This window comes from Sorangium sp. So ce834 (assembly GCF_051521425.1).
Taxonomy (GTDB): domain Bacteria; phylum Myxococcota_A; class Polyangia; order Polyangiales; family Polyangiaceae; genus Sorangium; species Sorangium cellulosum_D.
The window spans coordinates 5,985,180-6,003,306 of the sequence record NZ_CP150351.1; the positions used below are offsets into that span (position 1 = coordinate 5,985,180).

The 18,127-nt window shown below is 74.5% G+C and carries 11 protein-coding genes; 3 read left to right on the top strand and 8 right to left on the bottom strand.

The annotated features are described in order from the left end of the window. The first annotated feature begins 74 nt into the window (after window positions 1–74). Complete coding sequence (locus WMF20_RS21570) at window positions 75–692, top strand: hypothetical protein (protein WP_437616398.1); 618 nt, start codon at window positions 75–77, stop codon at window positions 690–692. A 321-nt stretch (window positions 693–1,013) separates the two neighbouring features. Here WMF20_RS21570 and WMF20_RS21575 read toward each other — a convergent pair whose 3' ends face one another. Genes WMF20_RS21575 through WMF20_RS21590 form a run of 4 tightly spaced genes read right to left on the bottom strand, consistent with a single transcriptional unit; the run spans window position 1,014 to window position 6,215 of the window. Continuing rightward, window positions 1,014–2,750, bottom strand: coding sequence for an Hsp70 family protein (locus WMF20_RS21575; protein ID WP_437616400.1), 1,737 nt, complete (start codon window positions 2,748–2,750; stop codon window positions 1,014–1,016). A gap of 44 nt (window positions 2,751–2,794) precedes the next feature. Beyond that, complete coding sequence (locus WMF20_RS21580; protein WP_437616402.1) at window positions 2,795–3,451, bottom strand: nucleotide exchange factor GrpE; 657 nt, start codon at window positions 3,449–3,451, stop codon at window positions 2,795–2,797. Beyond that, window positions 3,451–3,798: a J domain-containing protein gene (locus tag WMF20_RS21585; protein ID WP_437616404.1), complete on the bottom strand. Its 348-nt coding sequence runs from the start codon at window positions 3,796–3,798 to the stop codon at window positions 3,451–3,453. Before WMF20_RS21585 ends, WMF20_RS21580 begins: the two co-directional genes overlap by 1 nt. Further along, window positions 3,795–6,215 (bottom strand): hypothetical protein, encoded by a 2,421-nt coding sequence (locus WMF20_RS21590; RefSeq protein WP_437616406.1) that lies wholly within the window; start codon window positions 6,213–6,215, stop codon window positions 3,795–3,797. Before WMF20_RS21590 ends, WMF20_RS21585 begins: the two co-directional genes overlap by 4 nt. A 541-nt stretch (window positions 6,216–6,756) precedes the next feature. Between WMF20_RS21590 and WMF20_RS21595 the strand changes: the two genes are divergently transcribed. After that, window positions 6,757–7,953: a hypothetical protein gene (locus WMF20_RS21595; protein WP_437616408.1), complete on the top strand. Its 1,197-nt coding sequence runs from the start codon at window positions 6,757–6,759 to the stop codon at window positions 7,951–7,953. Window positions 7,954–8,205: 252 nt separating this feature from the next. After that, complete coding sequence (gene gyrA, locus WMF20_RS21600; RefSeq protein WP_129576135.1) at window positions 8,206–10,830, top strand: DNA gyrase subunit A; 2,625 nt, start codon at window positions 8,206–8,208, stop codon at window positions 10,828–10,830. Between the two features lie 206 nt (window positions 10,831–11,036). Here the strand turns inward: gyrA and WMF20_RS21605 are convergent, their stop codons facing one another. The 4 genes from WMF20_RS21605 to WMF20_RS21620 form a co-directional block, all read right to left on the bottom strand. After that, window positions 11,037–11,630, bottom strand: coding sequence for a gamma-glutamylcyclotransferase (locus tag WMF20_RS21605; RefSeq protein WP_437616410.1), 594 nt, complete (start codon window positions 11,628–11,630; stop codon window positions 11,037–11,039). Window positions 11,631–11,704: 74 nt separating this feature from the next. Next, window positions 11,705–14,716 carry an nSTAND1 domain-containing NTPase gene (locus tag WMF20_RS21610; protein ID WP_437616412.1) on the bottom strand — a complete coding sequence of 1,004 codons (3,012 nt, stop codon included), beginning with the start codon at window positions 14,714–14,716 and terminating at the stop codon, window positions 11,705–11,707. Window positions 14,717–15,097: 381 nt separating this feature from the next. Then, window positions 15,098–16,297: a saccharopine dehydrogenase family protein gene (locus tag WMF20_RS21615; protein ID WP_437616414.1), complete on the bottom strand. Its 1,200-nt coding sequence runs from the start codon at window positions 16,295–16,297 to the stop codon at window positions 15,098–15,100. 39 nt (window positions 16,298–16,336) lie between these two features. Then, window positions 16,337–17,797, bottom strand: coding sequence for an amidase (locus WMF20_RS21620; RefSeq protein ID WP_437616416.1), 1,461 nt, complete (start codon window positions 17,795–17,797; stop codon window positions 16,337–16,339). Between the last annotated feature and the right edge of the window lie 330 nt (window positions 17,798–18,127).

Consider the following 18,127-nt stretch of genomic DNA (forward strand, 5'->3'; position numbering starts at 1 on the left):
CGCTCGCCGTCCGCTCCGCCGCGAGGCGGAGCTCCGCAACATGGGCCGCGGCCGGGTTGCTCGGCCTCGGGGCCGTGACCCTCGCAACGCAGAGCTGCGGCACCGACGCCGTGGGCATCGACGCCTGCCGGCAGATCGAGACGGCCCGGTGCGAGGCCGCCGCCGCGTGCCCGGCGTGGGTCGGCTCGGCCGACGCCGACGCGCGGGTGGACGCCTGCGTCGAGTTTTCCTGGGACCAGTGCCTCCACGGCATCGAGAACGCCGGCACAAAGGAGCACCCCGCGCCGGAGCCGACGGAAAGCCAGATCAAGGCCTGCGTCGACGCCATCGGCGCGACGCGCGAGTGCGCCGCCAACAACGTCGCTTCCATGGCGGAGTGCTCCGCCGCACAGCCCGCGGAGGGCGCCGATGGCGCGCTCAGCCCGTGCGAGGTGATCATCGGGCGGGCTCATGAGCTCGCGGCCTGCGCGTTCGTGGCCAAATCGACCGGCGCGGGCGGCGGCGAGGGCGATGGTGGCGGCGGCGGAAGCGCCGGTGGTGCCGGTGAAGGCGAGGGGGACGGCGGTGGTGGAGGCGCCGGCGGTGCTGGCGATGGCGGCGGCGGCGGAAGCGCCGGCGCTGATGGTCAAGGCGGGGGCGGCGGTGCCGGTCAAGGAGGGGGCGGCGGCGCTGGCGGTGCCGCTGATCCCTAGTTCTTCGGCTCGAAACACGCGTATCGCTCGAGCCTCTCCGCGAGTCGCCCGTTTCGAGCAATGAAACGCCCACTCGGCCCCCGAGTCGGCCACCTCAAGCCTTGAAATGCCCCACTCGGCCTCCGAGTCGGCCATCTCAAGCCTTGAAATCCCCAACTCGGCCCCCGAGTCGGCCACCTCAAGCCTTGAAATGCCCCACTCGGCCCCCGAGTCGGCCATCTCAAGCCTTGAAATGCCCCACTCGGCCCCCGAGTCGCCCGTTTCAACGCTTGCTTCAAGCCTTGCAACGGCCGGGTCACGCCCCGCGGCCACGGCCCCGCCTCACACGAGGTCGAGCAGCGCGTCCGACAGCTCGTCCATGAGCGCCGCCGTCCCCGGCGCCCTCCGCGCGACCGCCTCGGTCAGCGCCGCCGCCGCAGACCGCACCCGGGCGAGCGCCGCGTCATCGCCCCCGGGCAGCCCCAGCGCCCGCTCCGCGCGCGCCAGCATCGCCCTGGCCAGCGACAGGTCGCTCTCGGTCGCCTCGCCGCCGAGCTCGCCCTCGCTCGCCGCCGCGCGCAGCGCCTCGACCTCGGCCTGCGCGGCCGCGCGGCGGAGCTCCGTCAGCTGGTACGGGCTGTTGGCGATCTCCACCGCCGCGCGCGCGCCGGACGGGAGGTGCGTCGCCGCGACGTGCAGCACGCCCGAGAGATCGAGCCGAAAGGTCACCTCGACCGGCGAGCCCGCGGGGCTCGGCGGGAGCGGCCCGACCCGGAGCTCGCCGAGCTGCGTGTTCAGGCCGAGCCGCTCGTGCTCGCCCTGCGCGATGGGCAGCATCGCCATCTCCTGATCTTCGTGCGACGTGTAGACCGTCTTCGTGCGCTCCACCGGGACCACCGTGCCCCGCGGGATCACCGGCGCCGCGTCGAGATCGCCGAGGCTCTCCGGCAGCTCGTCCTGCGGCAGCACACCGACGCTAAGCGTGTGCGGGGTGATGTCGACGAGCACCTCGGTGACGCGCTCGCCCGCGATCCGCCCCGCGAGCAGCGACGCGCCGAGGGCGACGGCGCGATCCGCGTCGAGGTCGCTCCGCGCCGGCCGCCCGAGGTGCTCCGACACCATCCTCCGGACCAGCGGCATCTTGCTCGAGCCGCCCACGAGCAGGACGCGGTCGAGGTCCGCAGGGCGCAGGCGCGCGTCGCGCAGCGCGGCGTCGATGCACGCGAGCGTCCGCTCGACGAAGGGCCGCGCCGCCGCCTCCACCTCCGCGCGGGCGAGCGGCAGATCGAGGTGCGCGGCGTCCGCGCCCTCGCCGGTCAGGAACGGGTCGAAGAGCCGCACCTCCTCCCGGTCCGACAGCGCGATCTTCGCGCGCTCGACCGCCTCGAGCAGGCGCGTCATCGCCCGGGCGTCCGCCTCGACCTGCGCCCGCTTCGGGCCGAGGCGCCCGAGCACGACCGACGTGAGCGCGCGGTCGATGTCGTCCCCCCCGAGCTGCGTGTCGCCCCGGCTCGCGCGCACCTCGAGCAGCCCCTCGTCGCGCTCCAGGATCGACACGTCGAACGTGCCGCCGCCGAGATCGTAGACCAGGACGACCTGCTCGGCGCCCGACTGGTACGTGAGCGCCGCCGCCGTCGGCTCGTTCACGAGGCGCTCCACCGAGAGGCCCGCGAGCTGCCCCGCGTCGCGGGTCGCCTGGCGCTGGGCGTCGTTGAAGTACGCAGGCACCGTGATCACCGCGCGCCGCGGGCGCTGCCCGAGCCCTTCGGCCGCGCGGTCCAGCAACGCCCCCAGGATGAGCGCCGAGATCTGCGGCGGGGTGAGCTCGCGCCCGCCGACGCGCCGGCGCACCTCCTTCCCCATGAGGCGCTTGATCGACAGCACCGTGCCCTCGGGATCGAGCACCCGCCGGTTCTTGGCGGCGCGCCCGACGAGGATCTCGCCGCTCGGGAGGGCGCCGACGACCGAAGGCACGAGCTCATCCCCTGCCCCGCCGGCGAAGAGCGCGACCTTGCCGTCGCGCACCGCGCCGATGAGCGAGTTCGTGGTGCCGAGATCGATCCCTACGACGTCCGCCATGCGCTTCCCTCTGCCTCCCTGCCCCGCCCGCCTCGCCCGTATCGCTAGAACCCGAGGCGCTTCCTCGGCGATCCGGCGCCGTCCACCCCGGCCGCCGCCGCGCGCGGCGGCCCCGACGCGACGACGTCCGCCTCGCGCACGAGCCTGCCGCGCGCGGCAACCCCGGGGCGGATCACCTCCACGACCATGCCCTCGGGCTCGTCCTCGCGCCGCGGCCTCACCTCGGCGACGCGGTGGACCGCCGGGTCCACGGCGACGCCGACGCGCCGGTCGATCGTCACCCCGCAGCCCTCGAGCGCCGCGACGAGCTGCGCCCGCAGCACGCGGAGCCCCTCGGCCAGGGCGCCGAGCTCCGGATCCGGCGCCGCGCGCCGGCGAAACGGCCAGAAGCCCGACCGCTCGAGCCGCGCGCGGCGATCGACCATGGCCGAGGCCTCCGCGACCGCGCGATCGAGGGCGTCCGCCACCGGCAGGATCGCGTCGAGCCAGGCGAGCTCCTCCGCCGGCCGGGGCGCGTCGCCTGCGGGCGCGCCGCGCGCGCTCTCCACGGCGCGCGCGAGCACCGTCACCTGATCGAGGCACGACTCCGCCGCGGCCTGCGCCGCGACCGCCGCGCGCCCCTGGCGACGCACCTCGCGGACCAGCTCCGAGAGGCGCGCGTCGAGGTCCTCGGGCGGCGCGCCGAGAGGCGATTCTGCCATCAGGGTGTCCTTGCCCGGGGAACGCCGAGCGCGTCGAGATCGAGCTGGGACGCGACCGCGCGGAGCACCGTCAGCGCGAGCGCGCCCGCCGGCAGCGGCGCCGGAGCCGCCGGGAGCGACGGCGGGCCCACGGCCGGCATCGGGCGGAGCAGGATCTCCCACGCGCGCTCGCCGGGATCCGAGAGCAGCTCGAACGCCTCGCGCACCCGCCGGAAGCCCTCGGGATCGACGTCCGGCGGGTGCGCCATCACCGCTCGCCGGTACGCCCGCTTGATGCCCGCGGCGTCCGCGTCCGGCCCGACGCCCAGCGCGTCATGCGCCTGGAGGAAAGGGTCGATCACGCTCATGCGCTCCTCCGCGGGCCGCCTCGCCCCGGGCGGGCGGCGGGGCCGGGGAAGCCCTTCCCGGCGCCGAGGAGGCGGTCGATGAGGCGCCGCAGATCGGCGCCCGAGCGCGCCGACGGCCCCTCCTCCAGGATCCGGTGCGCGCGCGCCTCGAGCGACCGGCGCTCGGCGGCCGGGAGCCCATCGAGCACGGCGGGCGAGACGCCGAAGTGCGCGAGCAGCCCGAGCAGCGCGGCGCCCTCGTCGTCCTCGTCGTCCTCCGTCGGGGCCCGGAGATCGCTCACCTCGAAGAGGCTGAACCCGGGCGAGAGCAGCGCGTCGAGCTCGCCGCCGGCGACGTCCGGGCGCGGGGCGGTCAGGCCCCTCGGCTGCGCGTCCGCGGCGCCGATCGAGCCGGGTGCGCGGCCCGCCGCGGGCCGCGCTCGCCGCCGGACCTCGGCCAGGAGGCCGCGCAGGCGGGAGAGCTCGCGGCGCGGCCACTGCGGCGCGCCGAGCGCGATGAGGCGCTCCGCGAGGGCCGCGTCGCCCGCCGCGAGCGCCGCCTCCGCGAGCGCGGCGATCGCGGCGGCGGACTCCGCGCCGGGGCGCGCCTCCCGCGCGGCCTCGGCGAGCGCGCCCTCGAGGCCGAAGAGGAAGGACACCGCGCCGAGCTTCATGACCGCCGCGGGCGAAGGCCAGGAGGCGCGCAGGGCCTCGACGAGCCGCGCGCGGCCCGACGGCGGGCCGTCGAGATCCGCAGCCAGCGCGACGCAGGCGGCGTCGAAGGCGAGCTGCGCGTCGGGATCGAGGGCGCCGCGGAGCGCGGCGGCGCGCGGCTCGAGCGCGCTGACGAAGCAACGCTCGGCGCGCGCCGCACGGCGCAGCTCGGCGGCGAGCGCGCCCGCCGAGATGGCGGACGGGGAGAGGCCGGCGAACGGCTCGAGCTGCCCGCGCCGGCCGAGCACCTCGCGCGCCTCGATCGCGAGCTCCGGATCCCTCGTCGCCTCGGCCGCCTGCAGGATCGCGTCGTCGAGGAGCGCGCGATCGCCGCGCCGCTCCGCGAGCGCGATCTTGAGCCACCACGCGTCGGCGTCGTCGGGGCGATCGGCGAGGAGCTTCTCGAGCAGCGCGAGGGCGCGCTCGGGGTGCTCGGCGGCGAGGAGCTCGACCTCCAGCCGATCGATCTCGCGGGCCAGGGCCCCGGCGGCCCTGGCCCGCGCGACCTCCAGCGAGGCGCGCGCGGCCCTCGGGTTGCCGGCTGCGCCCCAGGCATCGGCCGCGATCAGGGCGGCGGCCGCGGCGAGCGGCGCGGCGGCGGGCGCGCGGGACAGCGCGCGGGCGAGCCGATCGGCGAGCGATGCGGCCTCGGCCCCCCGCTTGCCGCCGAGCAGGCCGCGGTCGGGGCCGGCGTCGCCCGCTTGCCCGAGGGCGAGCGTCAGCTTGCCGCGCAGCGCCTCGACGAGATCGCCGCCGAGCCCGATCGCGCGATCGAAGGCCCGAGCGGCCCGCTCCGGCTCGGCCGAGAGGCACGCGAAGCCCTCGTACAGGCAGGCGGTGCCGCGCGTCCTGTCGTCGAACACGTCGGCGCCGAACCGTCGCGCCACGTCGAGCGCGCCCCGCTCCGACGCCCCGCCTGCGGCCGCGAGCGCCCGCGCCGCGGCCCTGGCGCGGGTCGCCTGGAGCGCGCCCTCGCGATCGTCGAGCTCCACGCGGCGCGCCGTCTCCAGCGCGAGGTCGGGGTCCGCCTCGCTCGCGGCGAGGACCAGCGCCTCGCGCGCGCCCGTCACCGCCTGGAACGCCGATGCGCCCGCGAGCGCCGAGACGGCGGCGGAGCGCGCCCTGCCGGCGGAGCCGTCCTGCGCGTCGATGGCCGCGCGGAGCTCGGCGGCGAGCACCCGCTTCCGCTCCGTCGGCGGGACGCGCTTGAGCAGCGCCCGCCCCAGCGCGGCCTCGCCGCGCACCGCCGCGGACACCGCCGCGGCCGCGGCGTGCAGCGCGCGGAGCGGCCCGGGGGCAGCGCGCGGCGCCGCGCCATGCGGCGCCGGCGCGACCCCCCGCGCCGCGTCGACCAGGGGGCCCACCACGGCCCCGACGTCGAGATCGCCGGAAGCGAGCCGCGCCGCCTCCGCGTCGTCGCCGAGCGCGAAGGCCGCGAGCGCCTGCTCGATCCGGAGACGGGAGCACCGGGGAGCACCGGCGGCCGCGAGGCGCTGGGCGGCCTTGAGCAGCCCCGAGCGCCGGAGGCGGGCGACCAGCGCGATCGCGATCTCGAGGAGCGGAGTCTCGCGCTCCGATGTCGCCGCCCCCAGCGCGGCGGCGAGCTGCTGCGCCGCGAGCTCCGGGCTCCGGTCGGCGAGCGACCGGAGCGCTGCCGGATCATGAGAGGCGATGGCGCGCTGAGCCTGGTGCTCACGTCGTTCACGCCGGCTGCGTTTGCCCATAAGCGAGAGAGGCTATAGCCAATCGCACCTGTCAAAGGAAGCGCGATTCCTATCGATTCCGATGTTTGCACCGCGCGGCGATTTAGGCTCTTTTTCTTGATAATTTCACCATCGACACCGGAATGAACCGCAAGCGCTCGAAGCGCCTTGGCGCCTTTTCAATCGATTCCCGCGTTCGAGCCACGCGGCGAGTTAGCCTCTTTTTTTTGGCAATTTCATCATCGAACCAGGAATGGGCTCCACGCGTTCATCAAGGCACCCTGGCGCTCTGCGCGAGAGATCTTGAAATCGAGGGTCATCGCTCCTGCGCCGGCCCTGCGGCCGCGAGCTCGACCATGCTGCGCGAGCGCCGGCGCGCCCCGGGGGCGATGGGCGCGGCGGACGGCGGGCGACGGCATCGACGGGAGGATCCCCAGGCCGGGGTGAGCCCGGCGCGAGCGTGCGGTCAGGGCCGGAGGCGGCCCGCCGGCGCCCTCCCGGCGCGGGGCGGGCCGCGTTTCATGTGGCGCCGTTCCCCGGCTTGGACTAGTGCCCCCTGCCGATGGGCCGAGCTCGAGCTGGTTGTGGAACCTCGTCCGGTGGGGATCGCGAAGGCGGGCTCTCCCCGCAGCCCTGGTCCGGCCGGCGCGCCCTGGCGCTCGCCGTGCTCGCGCTCGCGGCCTGCACCAGCGGGAACGACGACGACGACGACGACGGGCGCATCCAGACCTCGCTCGCCATCGACCCGCTCGCCTTCCTGGGCGACGTGCGGTGCTCGAACGAGCCGGGGGCGATCCGCAGCTACGTCGCCACGCTCACGGACGAGAGCGCCGAGGGCGGTCCGTTCACCCTCGCCTCGTCGCCGCCGATCCCGTGCACGTCGCGCGTGTCGTTCACCTACGTCGTCGAGGGGCACGAGTACACGGCCAGGATCGACGGCTACGCGCAGTACGCCGAGGAGCTCACCCCCGCCGGCGACGAGACCTCCGGGAGCCCCCACATGCTCGTCGACGGCGCCCCGGTCGCGCCGCGCTGGACGTGGGCGTGCCCGGGCCCCGACGCCGCGGACGACGCCGGCAAGCTCGTGGCGAAGACCGGCGTCAACGTCGTCGTCCAGGGGTGCGCCGCGCTCTCCGGCCCCGACGACACGCAGCGCGCGGCCATCGTGCTCGACCCGGCGAGCGCGCTCGGCGCGCTGCGCTGCGGGGCCGGCGACCGAGAGGTCGCGTCGTTCGACGTCCTCCCCCAGGGCGGCGCGCTCGCGCCGGTGCTCGGCGTCGGCTGCCCGCCGGCCGAGCCCATCGTCTACGACCTGGGCGTCGCCGCGGCAGGGGCCCACGTCTTCCGCCTGGAGGCGAAGAACGCCGCGGGCGATCTCCTGTTCGGGTCGAGCTGCTTCGCCGCCGCGAGCGCGGGCGTCACGGCGACGGCGACCTGCGATCCGCTGTCCGACACGGGAGCGCTCGAGCTCGACCTCGGCGCGCTCCTCGACGCGGAACAGCTCGCCTGCGGGGCCGCCGCGGCCAGCTACACGGCGACCGAGCCGCTGCCCGACGGCGAGCAGCCCGGGACGGATGCGCCCCCCTACGTCGGCCCCGTGCCCTGCGGCGAGCGCGCGCTCCTCTCGGCCCTCCCCCCGGGCGCGTACACGACCTCGGTCGAGGTGCGCGACGCGAAGGGGGCGCCGGCGCTGTTGGCCCAGTGCAGCGGCGAGGTCCGCCCCGGCGCGACCACGCGCGCCGCGTGCGCGCCCCGCTGACCGGAGCGACGCCCGGAGGCCGGTAAACCCTTTGCGCCGGCCTGCCCCTTGGAGTACCTGAACGCATCCGTCGCATCCCCTGAACAGCGCGGGTCAAGGGCGAGCGGCGGAGGCCGGATTCGACCTCGTCGCTCGCCGATCGAGGCCTGAGACGCCTCCGCCGCCCCGCTCGACGCTCGAGCCGCGCTGGGATGGGCCTCTACGACGGGGCCGCGCGCGCCGCGCACGCCCCGCGCCTCGGGTGCAGATCCCATGGAAGAGACGTCGAACATCCAGCAGAAGGTTCCGGTCAGCATCCAGGACGAGCTCCGGACGAGCTACCTCGACTACGCGATGAGCGTGATCATCGGCCGCGCGATCCCGGACGTGCGCGACGGCCTGAAGCCGGTGCACCGCCGGATCCTCTACTCGATGAACGAGCAGAAGATCGGCCCCTCCGGCGCGCACAAGAAGTGCGCGCGCGTCGTCGGAGACGTCCTCGGCAAGTACCACCCCCACGGCGATCTCGCGGTCTACGACGCGCTCGTCCGCATGGGGCAGACCTTCAGCCTGCGCTACCCGCTCATCGACGGGCAGGGCAACTACGGCTCGATCGACGGCGACTCGCCCGCGGCCATGCGGTACACGGAGTCGCGCCTGTCCCGGATGGCGGTCGAGCTGCTCGCCGACCTCGACAAGGACACGGTCGACTTCGTCCCGAACTACGACGACTCGGAGCTCGAGCCGAGCGTGCTGCCGGCGAAGTTCCCGCAGCTGCTCGTCAACGGCTCGGGCGGCATCGCCGTCGGCATGGCGACGAACATCCCGCCGCACAACCTCGGCGAGATCATCGACGCGACGATCGCGATCATCCGCAACCCCGACATCACGCTGGAGGAGCTGCTCCACCTGGTGCCGGGCCCCGATTTCCCGACCGGCGGCCTCATCTACGGCAAGAGCGGGATCGTGCAGGCGTACACGACCGGCCGCGGCTCGATCACGATGCGCGGGCGCAGCCAGGTCGAGAAGACGATGAAGGGCGACCGCGAGCAGCTCGTGTTCACCGAGATCCCCTACCAGGTGAACAAGGCCCGGCTGGTCGCGAAGATCGCCGAGTGCATGAAGGAGAAGCGCATCGAGGGGATCAGCGAGGTGCGCGACGAGAGCGACCGCGAGGGGATGCGGATCGTCGTCGAGCTGAAGAAGGACATCTTCCCGCAGGTGGTGCTGAACCAGCTCTACCGGCTGACGGATCTCCAGGCGACGTTCGGGGTCATCAACCTGTCGATCGCGAACGGGCGGCCGGCGGTGCTGAGCCTGAAGGACACGCTCTCGCACTTCATCGAGCACCGGCGCGAGGTCGTGACGCGGCGCTGCCGCTTCGAGCTGCGGCAGGCCGAGGCGCAGCGCGAGCTCGTCGAGGGGCTCGGGATGGCGACGAGCGACATCGATCGCATCGTCGCGACGATCCGGGCCTCGAGCGACACGGACGAGGCGCGGGAGAACCTGCAGAGGCTGCCGCTCCGCGGGCTCGGCGAGTTCCTGCGGCGCGCCGGCCGGCCGGAGCCCGAGTGCGCCGAGGCCGACACGCGCGGCGACTACTTCCTGTCGGAGCGGCAGGCCAAGGCGATCCTCGAGATGCGGCTGTCGCGCCTGACCGGCCTCGAGCGGGAGAAGCTCGCGAAGGAGTACGGCGAGCTGTCGCAGACGATCGAGCGGCTCCGGGCGATCCTGGCGGACATGGGGCTGCTCATGAACGTGATCGTGATGGAGCTCGAGGAGATCAAGGCGCGCTTCGGCGACAAGCGGCGCACCGAGATCGTGCCGGCCGAGGCCGAGATCCAGATGGAGGACCTGATCCAGGAAGAGGACATGGTCGTGACCATCTCGCACGCCGGCTACCTGAAGCGGACGCCGACCTCGACGTACCGGGCGCAGCGCCGCGGCGGCAAGGGGATGGTGGGGATGGAGGCGCGCGAGGAGGACTGGGTGAGCCAGCTCTTCGTGGCGTCGACGCACTCGTACGTCTTCTTCTTCAGCGACAAGGGCAAGGTCTTCGTCAAGAAGGTCTACGAGATCCCGCAGGCGCCGCGGAACGCGAAGGGCCGGGCGATCGTGAACTTCGTCGGGATGGAGCCGGGGGAGAAGGTCGCGGCGATCACGCCGGTGCCGAGCTTCGACGGCGAGACGTACGTGGTGACCCTGACCCGCCGCGGGCAGATCAAGAAGACGGCGCTCAACGAGTACGAGAACTACCGGGACAAGGGGATCATCGGGGTCCGGATCGAGGAGGGCGATCAGCTGTTCACGGCGGCGCTCACCGACGGCAAGCGCGAGCTCGTGATCGCGACGCGGAGCGGGATGAGCATCCGCTTCCCCGAGGACCAGGTGCGGCCGACGGGCCGCGCGACGATGGGCGTGAAGGGCATCGAGCTCGACGAGGGCGACGTGGTGGTGGGCCTCGGCGTGAGCGGCGACGGGCGCGACCGGGTGCTGGCGGTGTGCGAGCGCGGGTACGGCAAGCAGACGCCGCTCGAGGAGTTCCGGCTGCAGAGCCGCGGCGGCAAGGGCGTGATCCTGATCGACGCGAGCGAGCGGAACGGGCCGGTGGTGGGCGTGGCCATGGTGAGCCCGAGCGACGAGGTGCTGATCGTGACCGACCGCGGGCAGATGATCCGGACGAAGGCGAGCGAGATCCGCGAGACGGGGCGCAACGCGCAGGGCGTGCGGATCATGCACGTGGGGCAGGACGAGCGGGTGGTCGCGGTCGAGGCGTTCGCGGCGGACGCGACCGAGGGCGAGGACGGCGGCGGCTCGACGCCGCCGGCGGCGGCGGCCGACGGGGCCAACGGGGTCGCGGACCACACGGGCGGGGACGGGGGCGGCGAGGTCAACTAGCGCCGCTCACCAGGAGTCCGGCCAGGGATACGGAAAGAGGATTCAACGCAAAGGCGCAAAGACGCAAAGACGCAAAAAAAATGATAATTATTCATCTTTTTGCGCCTTTGCGCCTTTGCGCCTTTGCGCCTTTGCGTTAAAAATTCTCTTCGTTCGGGCGGGGTGACGTCCCTTCGAGGCCGATCCGCGATCAGCCGGAGAGGCCTTTAAGGCGCAGCGGCCGGCGCGGGGCGGCTCTCGGGGCGAGGCGCGCAAGCGATGGCGCCCTGGCCGACGAGCTGCGCGAGCTCGGTCACGTGATCGTCCGTCGCATCCATCGCCGCGAGCGCGTCGGCGAGCCGAAGGACGTACTCGACGTTGGCGCCGCTCGGCCCGTGGGACGCGAGCACCTGCGCGGCGATCTCGGCCAGGGGCGCCTCGCCGAGGTAATCCGGGTTGTCGGGCGTGGCCACGTACACGATGGCCGCCCGCGGCGCGCTCTCCGCGTGCGCCTCCTCCGCCAGGGTGAGCGGCACGTCGCAGCGCGCATATCCGCCCTTCTCGCGGTGATCCAGCGCGCGGAGCACCTCGTCCACGTCGGCGGCGGCGACCCGATAGGCCATCCCCCAGCAGCGCGCGAGAGGCGCCGGGATGAGCGTGACCACCCGCCCCGGCGCCCCGGGAACACCCCGGTGATCGGTGGAACCCTGCCAGAACCGGCGCGCCCAGCCGGTGATGTACCCGGGCGCCATCCGCTCGAATCGAAACGCCGGCCGCCAGATCAGCGAGCCGTAACCGAAGATCCAGGTCTCGCCATGCACGGGACCATTCTATCAAACGTCGCCGCCCGCCAGAACCGCCGCGCTCGCCTGGACGGCTAGCGCCAGGCGGCCTGCTACCGGAGATCCTCCCGGATGTTCCCCACCGAGCGCTGGATCAGCTGCTCCAGCGCCTCCCGGCTGCGGCGCTCGTGCTCGGCCGCCTCCTTGGCCCGCCGCTCCTCGGCGCTGGCCCGGGCCTCGGCGACGCGCGCACCGCTCTCGGACGCCCGCGCCATGTCGCGCGCCGTCCGGGCGTCCCGGGCCGCCTTCCGCGCTTGCTCGGCCGCGGACTCGGCCCGGTACCGCGCCTCCTCGGCCTCCTTCTGCAGGACCTCCGCCAGCCGCCGCTGGTCCTCCGTGTTCCTCCGCGCCCGCTCGGCGGCCTCGCGGGCCGCCCGCTCGTTCGCGAGCGCCTGCGCGAGGTTGTACTCGGTCTGGCGGATCTCCTGGAGCTGCGCGGTGATGACCTGGTTCTGGCGGACCACCTTGATGATCCCCAGGGCGGCCATCGCGACCAGCAGGGCGAGCCCCGTCATGGTGCCGACGATCAGCCTGCGCCGCCGGCGCTTCGCCTGGCTCGCCAGCCGGAGCACGGCGTCCAGATACCGCTGCTCCCGCTCGGGCAAGCGGCCCTGATAATGGTACCTGTCGCGGAAGCGGCGCGCCTCCTGGGCGATCTTGCCGCGCCAGAGGGTGTCGTCGGCGCAGCCGCTCGACTCCCACTGCCTCGCCGCCACGCGCAGCTTGTCGAGGAACGCCGCGTCCTTCTGGTTCTCGTCGAGCCAGCGCTGCAGCGTCGGCCAGCGCTCGATGAGCGACTCGTGCACGATCTCCACGCGGCTGCCGGCGTCGTCGCGCCCCGTCTCGACCGCCAGCAGCCGCGCGTCCGAGAGGACGTGGACCACCCCCTCGATCTCGTCTGGCTCCCCCGGCAGCTCGCGGATCTCCCGCAGGCTGGCGATGGCCCGCGTGCGCTCGGGCGTCACCAGGCGCTCGAACACCGCCCGGCAGAGCTTCGCCTGGCGCACGCTCATCCCGGCCAGCACCGTGTCGGCGTGGCTCGCGAGCGTGCCGGCCACGCCGCCGATCGCCTCGTAGCTCGCCCGCGTCAGGAGCCGGCGCTCGCGATGGCGCAGATCCCACCACCGCGCCGCCATGAACTGCAAGAGCGGCAGCGCGCCGCGGGTCGTCTCCAGCACGTCGAGGATGTCCTCGACCAGCGCCGGATCCTCGATCTCGTACCGCGCCGCCTGGACGGGCCTCGTGAGCGCCTCGCGCAGCCCGGCGCGGCCGATGGGCGGCAGGACCACGAGCCCGCGCGTCACCGCCGCCATGAAATGCCTGTCCTCGGCCACCCGCTCGATGAAGTCCGACCGCATCGACAGGATGACGCGCAGGGGCGAGGAGGCGTCGTCCGCGACGCCCCCGAGGCACGAGAGGAACGCGGCGCGCTCGCCGGCGTCGCAGGAGAGCGTGTAGAGCTCCTCGAACTGGTCGACGAAGAGCACGACGCGGCGCTGCTTCCGCGCCGCCCACGCGCGCAGCTCGGCCCCGAGGTAGCCCGGCTCGGCGCGCAGCCGGTCGACGAGCGTGCGCCCGCGCGAGGCGTCGCCGCCCGGCGGCTCCGGCCGCTCCGAGCCGCCCCTCGACAGCAAGGAGGGGTGGCTGAGCAGCTCGGCGAGCGCCGCCATCGGCTCGCGCCCCGGCCGGAGGATGAGCGACTCCCACCCTCCGCCAGACCGCTTGAGCGCCGGGACGATCCCCGCCCGGACGAGCGACGACTTGCCCACGCCCGACGCGCCGACGATCGCGAGGAGCGGCTGGCTGCGCAGCCGCGTCACCATCCTGGCGACGTCCTCCGCGCGGCCGAAGAAGCGGTCCGCGTCGGCCTCCTGGAACGCCGAGAGGCCCGCGAAGGGGCTCTCGTCGGCCCCGAGGACGATCTCGTGGCGCCCGGGCAGGAGCGGCAGGAGCTCGGAGAGGAGCTGCTGCGCCGAGGCGGTGCGCTCGGCCTTCCGCTTGCGCAGGCAGCGATCGATGATCCCGCCGAGCGCGCCGAGCTCCGGGCGCGCGCCGTCGAGCTCGGGCATGGGCTGGTCGAGCAGGGCGACCTGCATGAGGCTGTGCACCGTGACCGGCGCGAGCGGGTGCGCGCCGGTGACGAGCTCGTAGAGCATGATGCCCACGGCCCAGATGTCGCTGGCGTGATCGATCCCCTCCCCGAGCCACTGCTCCGGGGACATGTACGGGATCGTCCCCATCATCGCGCCCTCGCGCGTCAGGGTCGTGCGGATCGAGATGGGCGCCCGATCGACCGGGCCGGCGACGTCGGTGTCGAGCAGCTTGGCGATGCCGAAGTCGAGCACCTTGATGGCGCCGGACGCCTCCAGCATGATGTTCTCGGGCTTGAGATCGCGGTGGACGATGCCGAGCTTGTGGGCGCACGACAGGGCGCGCACCACCGGCACCATCATCTCCACGGCGGCGCTCGCCGACACCGGCGCCGCCGCGACCGTCTCGTCCGCGCCGGCCGGCCTGCGCTGATCCATCCACGCGCGGAGGCTCTGGCCGTCGATGTACTCGAGCACCATGTACGGATATCCGTCGTGCTCGTTCACATCGTGGATCGTCACGATGTTCTCGTGCTTGCAGAGCGCGGTGGCGCGGGCCTCGACCAGGAACCGCTGGAGCCTCGCGCCGGTCAGGCTCGTGACGACCTTGATGCCCACGAGGCGCCCCAGGCGGACGTCGCGGCCGAGGAAGACGGTGCCCATGCCCCCTCGGCCGAGCTCGCGAATGAGCTCGTAATGCCCGATGAGCGTCCCGGCGCGGATGGCCGGACCGGAGGCCTGCCGGCTCGACATGGGCGGGCCGGCAGGCTCCTGCGCCGTCGAGGAGCGCCGCAGCGGGCCCGTCCTGCTCGCGGCGCTCTCCTCCGGGCGCCGCGCGGGCTCGGTGGACCCGCGAGGCGCCGCCCCGAGGACCGGGGATTCCGCCGTCGAGGCGCTCGCCAGGCCTGCCCCCGGGCCCGGGGACAGGGGCAGCGTCTCCTCCCCGCGAAGGCCGTGCTCCTCGGTGCCGGTCACTTCGCGCGAGGATACCCAGGGACTCCGCGTTTCACAATGTCACGGGCCGTTGACATCGAGAAATCCACCAGGGACATGCCCTCTCTGTGGAGTCGAGCGATGCGAGCGATGCGAGCGATGCGAGCGACTCGAGACGGCGTCGATAACGTGCGATCCGCCGGCGATACGGAGAGCGAGCATCGCGGACTCTCCGCCTGTCACGGAGCGTTTCCTTCGACAGCCCTCCTCCGCGCCGAGCGCGGGCGCCGGGGCGCTCGCGGCCTCGATCGATGCCGCGGGCGGCGCGCCCGGGCCGCGCGCGGTGCGATGGAGATGGGCAGTGCCTGGTACGCTGGGCGCGGCGTCGAGCTCCCTCGGATCGCCGCGGCCCGCCGCCGGCGCTCACCCCTCGAGCAGCTCGAACCGGATCCCCGCCGCCTGCAGCCGCTCGATGAGCCGCTCCCCCATGGCCACGGCCGGGGTGAGGACGCCGGCGCGCGCCGGCAGCCGCTCGCGGTCGAACGCCATGCAGAGCGCCGACTCCGCCACCATCTTCGCCGTCTCCGAATAGCCCGGATCGCCGCCGCTCACGCGCGTAACCACCCTGCGCGACGCGCTCTTGCCGTGGAACGTCACCTGGAACCAGCTGCGCGCCCGCTCCTCGGCGCTCGGCCCCTCCCCCGGGCTGCGCACCTTGCGGAGCAGCTCCCGCGTCGGCCCCACCTTGGCGAGCGCCGCCACGGCGCCGAAGCCGGCGATCCCGATCACGAGCTGCAGCCCGGACTTGACCTGCATGTAGTGCCCGTACTGGAAATCGGGGCCGTAGACGTCGAGCTCCCGCGCGCTCCGCAGCACGATCTCGGGATCGATGCTCGGCATCGGACAGACCCAGGCGCGCAGCGGCTTCTCGTAGCGGATGCGCGCCTTGAGCCCCTGCGCCTTGCGCGCGCCGCGCGCCCCCTCGGAGCGCGCCTCGCGCCGCCTGCGGCCGCCGTGCGCCATGATCTCGAGCAGCGACTGCCACGTGCCGCCCGAGAAGCTGCCGTGCGCGCGCACGACGCCCTCCACCGCGATCGGCTCGCCCGCGGGGAGCTTCGTCACCGTGAAGAGCACGCCGAGGTCGTGCGGGATGCTGTCGAAGCCGCAGCAGTTGACGATCTTCACGCCCGCCGCGCGGGCGGCCTCGTGGTGGCGCTCGAGGAGGCGATCGACGAACTCGGGCTCGCCGGTGAGGTCCGCGTAGTCGGTGCCCGCGCGGATGCACGCCTCGACCAGCGCCTCGCCGCGGCTCGAGTACGGGCCCACGGTCGTGATGACCACGCGCGCCTGGCTCGCCATGCGCTCGAGCGACGCCGCGTCCTCCGAGGTCGCCTCGATGACGCCCACGGCGGCGCAGGCCGGATCGATCGCCTCCAGCGCCGCCTTCACCTCGGCGAGGCGCCCCGCGCTCCGGCCGGCGATCGCGAAGCGGGCGGGTCGCGCCGAGGCGTCGTCCCGGGCGGAGGCCTCCTTGCCCCTGGTGGCGAGATACTCGGCGACGAGGCGACCGGTGAAGCCGGTCGCGCCGTAGACGATCACATCGTACGTGCGGTCGAGGGTCATGGGGGGAGCCTTGATACCACGACCGCGGGCGGGAAAACGTCACCGTCGGCACCACGAGAGAGACGGCGGGACCCAGCCGCCGAACGAGCGCTCCAGGTGCTGCGCCACGGCGATCGTCACATGATCGTTGCCGTGGATCGCCGCCACCTGGACGCCGAGCGGCAGCCCGTCGGCGTTGAGGCCGAGCGGGACCTGCGTCGCCGGCATCTCCATGACGTTGAGCACCGCGGTGTACGTCCACTGGAAGGGCGGCAGGAGCGGCGCGTAGTGCCGCGGCGCGGGCCGCGGGTACGACGGGTAGAGCATCACGCCCCGCTCGCCGATGCGCGCCACGAGCTCGGCGCGGAGCGCCTCGCCGAGCTCCAGGGCGCGCGCGGTGCGCGAGGGGAAGTGCCGGCCGACGTCCTCGAGCAGCGTGAGCCCGATCGCGGGCAGCGTGTGCGCCGAGCGGCGGAGCGACCAGCGGGCGAGCTCGCGCGGGAGGCTGATCGGGCGGCCGTCCCCGAGCAGCGCCCGGAACGTGACGCCGCCGGCCACGCCCAGCATCGCGGTCCAGATGTCGAGCGCCCGCGCGAGGAGCTCGACGCGCGCCTTGCGGACCGTGGCCCCGCGCGCGGCGAGCGCCTCCTCCGCCCGCCGCTGCGCGGCCAGGAGATCGTCGCTCACCCGGCGCACGCCGTCGTGCTCGACCGAGAGCACCGTCAGCCCGCCGAGGTCGACCGAGGCCGGGTCGCCGAGGGGCAGCGGCGCGCAGGCCGGATCGCGCGCGTCGGGGCCCGCGAGGACGCGGAGCACCGGCATGAGATCCTCGGCGCGCCGCGCGATCGGCCCCGCGGTCATGTAGCGGAGCCCGCGCTCGCCGGGCAGCGGGAACTGGCCCGAGGTCGGCACGAGCCCGCCGGTCGGCTTGTGGCCGAAGACGCCGTTGAAGAACGCGGGCATCCGGATGGACCCGCCGATGTCCGAGCCGAGCCCGACCGGCGCGCCGCCCGCGCCGACGACCGCGGCCTCGCCGCCCGAGCTGCCGCCCGCGGTGCGCGCCGGATCGTAGGGGTTGTTCGTCCGGCCGTAGAGCCGGTTGTTCGACTCCATCCACATGCAGAGCTCCGAGACGTTGGTGACGCCGAGCGGGATGAAGCCGGCGGCGCGCATGCGCGCGACCGTCACCGCGTCTTCCGTCGCGCGCACGCCGGCGCGGGCGACGAGCCCCGCGGAGTTCGGCATGCCGGCGACGGCGAAGCTCTCCTTGATGGAGCACGGGACCCCGAGGAACGGCGGCGCGGCGGCGGCGTCGCCGCGATCGAGGAGCGCGTCGGCGGCGCGCGCCTCGGCGCGGGCGGCGTCGAACCGGTTCGCCACCATCGCGTTGAGCGTCGGGTTCACGCGCTCGATGTGCCGGATGTGGGCCTCCACGACCTCGGCCGACGTCACGGCCCGGGCGCGGATCAGCGCAGCCAGCCGCGTGGCGGAGAGCAGGAGCAACGGATCTCGTGAAAGCATGGGCGTGGGTGCGATAAGCGATCAGGCGCGGGACGGCGACCCGGGTCAAGGGGCCGCCCCAGGGCCCGACAATGGCCCAGCCGCCCTCCCCGGCGCCAGCCGCGCGTGACCCTCGCCGAACGCGCGCCGCGTGCCGCCCTCGCCGGACCCGTCGCCTCCTCGCCGAGCCCCGCCGTCCCCGCCGCCGCCCTCGCCGCCCCCGCCGCCCGCGCCGAGCCGCCGCCCGCGCCGAGCCGCCGCCGCCCCGCCGAGCGCGCGCCGCCCCCGCCGAGCGGCGCCGCAGCGCACCCCGCTGAGCGCGCCCGCACGCCGGCGCGCGGACGGCGGCCG